The sequence below is a fragment of the Aphanizomenon sp. UHCC 0183 genome, assembly GCF_009712065.1.
In the GTDB taxonomy this organism is placed as follows: Bacteria; Cyanobacteriota; Cyanobacteriia; order Cyanobacteriales; family Nostocaceae; genus Dolichospermum; species Dolichospermum heterosporum.
Genome location: NZ_VILC01000114.1, coordinates 7,374 through 12,939 on the forward strand (window position 1 = coordinate 7,374; position 5,566 = coordinate 12,939).

3 protein-coding genes are annotated in these 5,566 nt (G+C 38.8%); 2 read left to right on the plus strand and 1 reads right to left on the minus strand.

The annotated features are described in order from the left end of the window. The first annotated feature begins 516 nt into the window (after positions 1-516). Both FJR37_RS23425 and FJR37_RS23430 read left to right on the plus strand, forming a co-directional pair. Entirely contained in the window at positions 517-2,316 is a 1,800-nt protein-coding gene (locus tag FJR37_RS23425) for an aspartate kinase (RefSeq protein ID WP_168467254.1), read from the plus strand. Positions 2,317-2,529: 213 nt separating this feature from the next. After that, the gene (locus FJR37_RS23430) at positions 2,530-4,035 is read left to right on the plus strand and encodes a bifunctional UDP-sugar hydrolase/5'-nucleotidase (protein WP_039203814.1); all 1,506 of its coding nucleotides are present in this window, start codon (positions 2,530-2,532) and stop codon (positions 4,033-4,035) included. Positions 4,036-4,133: 98 nt separating this feature from the next. On the opposite strand, the gene hisS is transcribed toward FJR37_RS23430, so the two are convergent. After that, positions 4,134-5,528, minus strand: coding sequence for a histidine--tRNA ligase (gene hisS, locus FJR37_RS23435; protein WP_168467255.1), 1,395 nt, complete (start codon positions 5,526-5,528; stop codon positions 4,134-4,136). Positions 5,529-5,566: the final 38 nt, after the last annotated feature.

The following is a 5,566-nucleotide window of genomic DNA, read 5'->3' on the forward strand; positions in this document are numbered from 1 at the left end:
GGGGGGAGTTGGGGAGTTGGGGGAGTGGGGGGAGTTGGGGGAGTGGGGGGAGTTGGGGGAGTGGGGGGAGTGGGGGGGGTTGGGGAGAAATTTCTTCTTTCTGAACTCCTGATAGCGAAGCGTGGCGTTAGCCATACTTCTGAATGGGCGCAGGCCCTGCGCCCCTACCTCCTGATAGCGTAGCGTGGCGTTAGCTATACTCCTGTTCAATAAAATATCCTAGCAGTGTGTTATGTAAATAAACAGTCTGCTAGGAATAAGTAATATTGCTTGCCATGTTTGAGCGGATTAGTATTTATTTGCATAAAAATACTGTCCTACGGCTAACTACAATAAACAAAAAAGGTGTATAAATTGGTTAAGATAATTCATGTAAATGGTTAATTTGTGATTAAAATCAAAGTCCGAGATTGCTAACGGGTGTATTTTTTTTGGTAATCTAAACTGGCACTTTTAGGGGTTTTCATAGTCGTGACAACCCTGACTGTGGCAAAATAAGTGATTAAAGAGAATTTTATGGCGCTCATAGTTCAAAAATACGGTGGTACATCTGTTGGTTCAGTCGAACGGATTCAAGCTGTGGCAATGCGGGTTGAAAAAACTGTCAAAGCTGGAAATTCTGTTGTAGTAGTGGTTTCTGCAATGGGTAAAACCACTGACGGGTTAGTTAAACTAGCTAATGACATCTCTAAAACTCCTAGTCGTCGGGAAATGGATATGCTGCTTTCTACAGGGGAGCAAGTTACCATTGCTTTACTGAGTATGGCATTGCAGGAAATTGGTCAACCAGCAATTTCGATGACTGGCGCTCAGGTAGGGATTGTTACCGAAGCAGAACACAGCCGCGCCCGGATTTTACATATTGAAACTGAACGCTTAATGCGGCAAATTAATGGCGGTAAAGTGGTTGTGGTTGCCGGTTTTCAAGGAATTAGCAGTACAGAAGCATTAGAAATTACTACTTTGGGACGTGGTGGTTCTGACACTTCCGCAGTCGCCATAGCCGCTGCTATCGGGGCAGATTTTTGTGAAATTTATACAGATGTTCCGGGAATTTTAACTACAGATCCGCGTCTTGTTCCTGAAGCCCAATTATTGACAGAAATCACGAGTGATGAAATGCTGGAATTGGCTAGTTTAGGGGCGAAGGTATTACATCCCAGGGCTGTGGAAATTGCCCGCAATTATGGCGTTCCCCTGGTGGTACGCTCAAGTTGGACGGATCAGCCCGGAACTTGGGTAACTACGCCGTCAAGGCAAGATCGGGCGTTAGTAAATTTAGAATTGGCACGACCAGTGGATGCTGTGGAGTTTGATATTCAACAGGCTAAGGTGGCTTTATTGCGTGTTCCTGATAGACCAGGGATAGCCGCCCAGTTATTTGGGCAAATTTCCCAGGAAAATGTTGATGTGGATTTAATTATTCAGTCTATTCATGAAGGTAATACTAATGACATTGCTTTTACAGTAAATACTTCAATATTAAAACGGGCGGAAGCAGTATCATTGGCTATAGCACCGATATTTAAAAATCAGCATAGTTCAGATGAAGCGGAAGTAATGGTAGAAAAAGATACTGCTAAAGTGAGTATTGTCGGGGCGGGAATGATTGGTCGTCCGGGGGTAGCAGCGCAGATGTTTACAACTTTGGCGGAAGCTGGTGTGAATATTCAGATGATTTCTACTAGTGAAGTTAAGGTGAGTTGTGTTGTGGATATTGGGGATTGCGATCGCGCTATAGCTGCTTTGTGTCATACTTTTGAAATCAACTCTTCTTCTACTTCTCTCTCCTGTGCTGCGACTAAAGCCCCGGCTGTGCGTGGTGTCGCTTTAGACATGAACCAAGCCCGAATTGCGATTCGGCAAGTACCAAATCATCCGGGTATGGCTGCCAAATTGTTTGGATTTTTAGCGCAACATAACATCAGTGTGGATATGATTATTCAGTCCCAACGTTGTCGAATAGTAAATGGTGTTCCCGGAAGGGATATTGCCTTTACTGTGGCGAGAATGGATGCAGAAAACGCTCAACAGAGATTAAAAGCAGTTGCCAAAGAGTTTGATTGGGGTGAGGTAGTATTAGATCAGGCGATCGCTAAAGTTAGTATCGTTGGTTCTGGGATGGTGGGACAACCAGGTACTGCTGCCAAAATGTTTACAGCTTTAGCCAAAAATCACATCAATATTCAAATGATTGCTACTTCGGAAATTAAAATTAGTTGTGTTGTGGGAGAAGATGAAGGGGTGAAAGCTTTGCAAGTTATTCACTCAGCTTTTGATTTGGCTGGAAGTGAAAAATTTGTAGTTCCAGTGTAACCAACCTTATTTTTTATAGGATAATCCCATAGGGTGGCCAATTTCCACCCTAGATTTATGTAAATTTTTGTTACTTTTACTTTTCTCAGGTTATGTTATTTAAATACAATCTTCTGGGAGTAATTACTCTGATACCTAAAAATATGCAGATTGGAGCGAAATATCTTCAAAACTGCTTCTAATGATGGTATTTTAAATCTACCAGGAAAAACAATGATTGAAATGACAGAACAGCCTCAAGAATTACAGGAACGCTTCAAAAAGTTCACGATCTTACATTCCAATGATATGCACGGTGACTTTTTGGCTGAGGCCAAAGGAGCAGAAGGTAATCTTATTGGTGGGTTAGCTCTGATTTCTGGATATCTCAATAAAGTACGTTCTGAAGAGAAAAACACACTATTTGTAATTTCCGGTGATATGGTTCAGGGATCAATGATTGATACCGAATATAAAGGGGTTTCAACCATAGAAATCATGAACTATCTTGCCCCTAGTGTCGTAACTTTAGGAAATCATGAATTAGACTATGGCTTGCCTCATTTACTTTTCCTAGAAAAGATGGCAAATTTCCCCATTGTCAACGCCAATCTTTATATCAAAAAATATAACAAACGCTTGATGAATCCTTATCTAATCCTCAATGTAGATGGATTTGATATTATGTTCATTGGCATTGTTACCGATGAGGTACTAAAATCCTTAAAACTGGATTCTAGTATTGGCACTTTTATCAATCTAGAAGATGCTGCTGCCGAAGTTGGTAAAATTTGCGATGCTTACAAAACAGAGGATATTGACTTAACAATTCTGCTTACCCATATTGGCTTTGAAGAAGATAAAAAACTAGCAGCAATGCTTGATCCAGTCTGGGGTGTGGATATGATCATTGGTGGACATTCTCACACTTTTTTGGAACAACCCGCTAAAGTTAATGATATTCTCATTGCCCAAGCAGGTGTAGGTACAGATCAGATTGGACGTTTTGATATTGTAGTTGATGATGATACAAACAATATTGTGGAATGGAAATGGCAACTGATTCCTGTAGATCCTAATCTCGCTGAACCAGATCCAGATCTCACCAATTTTATTAACTCTTTTAAAGACGAGGTAGATCGAAAATATAATCGTCTAATTGGTCGTTTAAATCGTAAACTTACCCATCCTAAACGGGAACAAGAAACGGATTTAGGTAACTTAATTACCGATATTTTTGCCCAATTAGAAGCAACAATAAATGTGGTTTTAATTGGTAGTGGCTCAATCCGAGGCACAGAATTAGGTCCTTTAGTAACCCTGGGTAATTTGAAAAAAGTTTATCCCTATGATGGTCCGCTTTATAAAATTAAAGTGACAGGGGAGAAACTGCTCAAAATGTTTAATTATATTATGAGAGCAGAAAACCGAATTCCTGGTGAAAGTAATTATTTCCAGGTGAATAAAGGTATTCAAGCTGTTTACCATGAGGCTGAGAAAAAGCTAGAATCATTAACAATTAATGGAGAACTTGTACAACCTGAAACCCATTATATACTCTGTTTGCAAGAGTATCATTACAAAAATTCATTTGCCAGCCTCAATTTAACTAAGGAAGAATTGGTTGAATTAAGTGAGCCTAAAGTGGTAACTACATCTGCTCAAAATGTGCTTGAAGAATATTTTGCTTCTCATCAACTTCTTGATAGTCAAATCGAAGAAAGACTAATTATTAAATAGGAAGTAATCTATTACAATCAGTAGCAAAACTACTGGGGGTGGGGTTTTCCGCCCTCAATAGTATTAAATCAGATGATTCCTATGTTTTTTAAAATTGTTTAATTATTGAAAATCCTCCCTTTAATTTCCTCTACCAAATCTGCCAAATTCATTTCTATTTGTTCACCACTTTGTAAATCCTTCAATGATGATTTTTGTGCTGCTGCTTCTTCCGCACCAATAATTACACAAAACCTAATTCCTTGCTTATCTGCCGCTTGAAATTGTTTACCTAAAGGGCGTTTTTCAAAGTTAGTCACAACATTAATTCCCGCTTGCCGTAACTGTTGAGATACTTGTAAATAAACAGGCATTAAATCCTCTTGCATATTTACTACTACAACTTGAGTAGGTGTAGCAGATAAAGTATTCAGAATACCCGCTTTTAATAACCTGCTAATTAACCGAGTTAAACCAATAGAAATACCCACACCGGGCATTTTTTCACCGATAAACATTCCCACTAATTCTTCATATCTCCCACCAGAACAAATACTCCCCAAAGCCTCATGGCCTAATAAAGTAGTTTCATAAACCGTGCCAGTATAGTAATTTAAACCACGAGCAATAGATAAATCAATACAGAAACGTTTATCAGCAACTCCTAAATTTCTCACTCCATTAATTACAGTTTCTAATTCATTCACTCCTAAATTAAATTGTTCTGCATCTGGCAAACTTTGAGCTAGGTGTTTGAGTTTATCTAAAACATCATCAATGCTGCCATCAATTTTCACAAACTCAATAATTTTCTCCGTTTGTTCTGAAGAAATATCTTCTTTCTCTAACTCTTGTTTGACTTTAGCTTCGCCAATTTTCTCCAAATTATCAATAATACTAATACAGGTTTTAATTTGGTTCTCAGCAACTCCTACAGATTGGAAAAACCCTGTTAGAATTTTGCGGTTATTAATGCGAATCACAAAATCGCCAATATTAATCTTTTCAAAGATCTCCGTGATAATTGCCGGCATTTGGGCATCATAAAGTAAACTCAATTTACCACGAGCAACCACATCAATATCACATTGTCGAAACTGCCGAAACCGTCCATCTTTTGCCCGTTCACCCCGAAATACCATGTCCGTTTGATAACGAGCAAAAGGAAAAGTTAATTCATTTAAGTGACGGGCAATATACGCAGCAAGAGGAACAGTTTGATCAAATTTTAAAGCCCTGGCTTCTGAACCAGTTTCTCCAGATTTATCCTTTTCTGCTTGGCGATTTGGTGGTAAAATTGGCTCAATACCATAAATAATATTGTCACCTTGATTACCTTTAGCTTGTAGGACTTCTAATCTTTCTACTGCTGGGGTTTCAATGGGTGTAAAACCATAACTTTCAAAAACCTGACGAATAATATCTAGTAAATATACTTCTAGACGCTTTTCGCTAGGTAAAAATTCAGGAAAACCGCTAGGAGTAGAAAAGTTAATTTTGTCACTTTTAGTCATTTTTTTACCTTAATAAATGGGAAATTAATTACAGACTA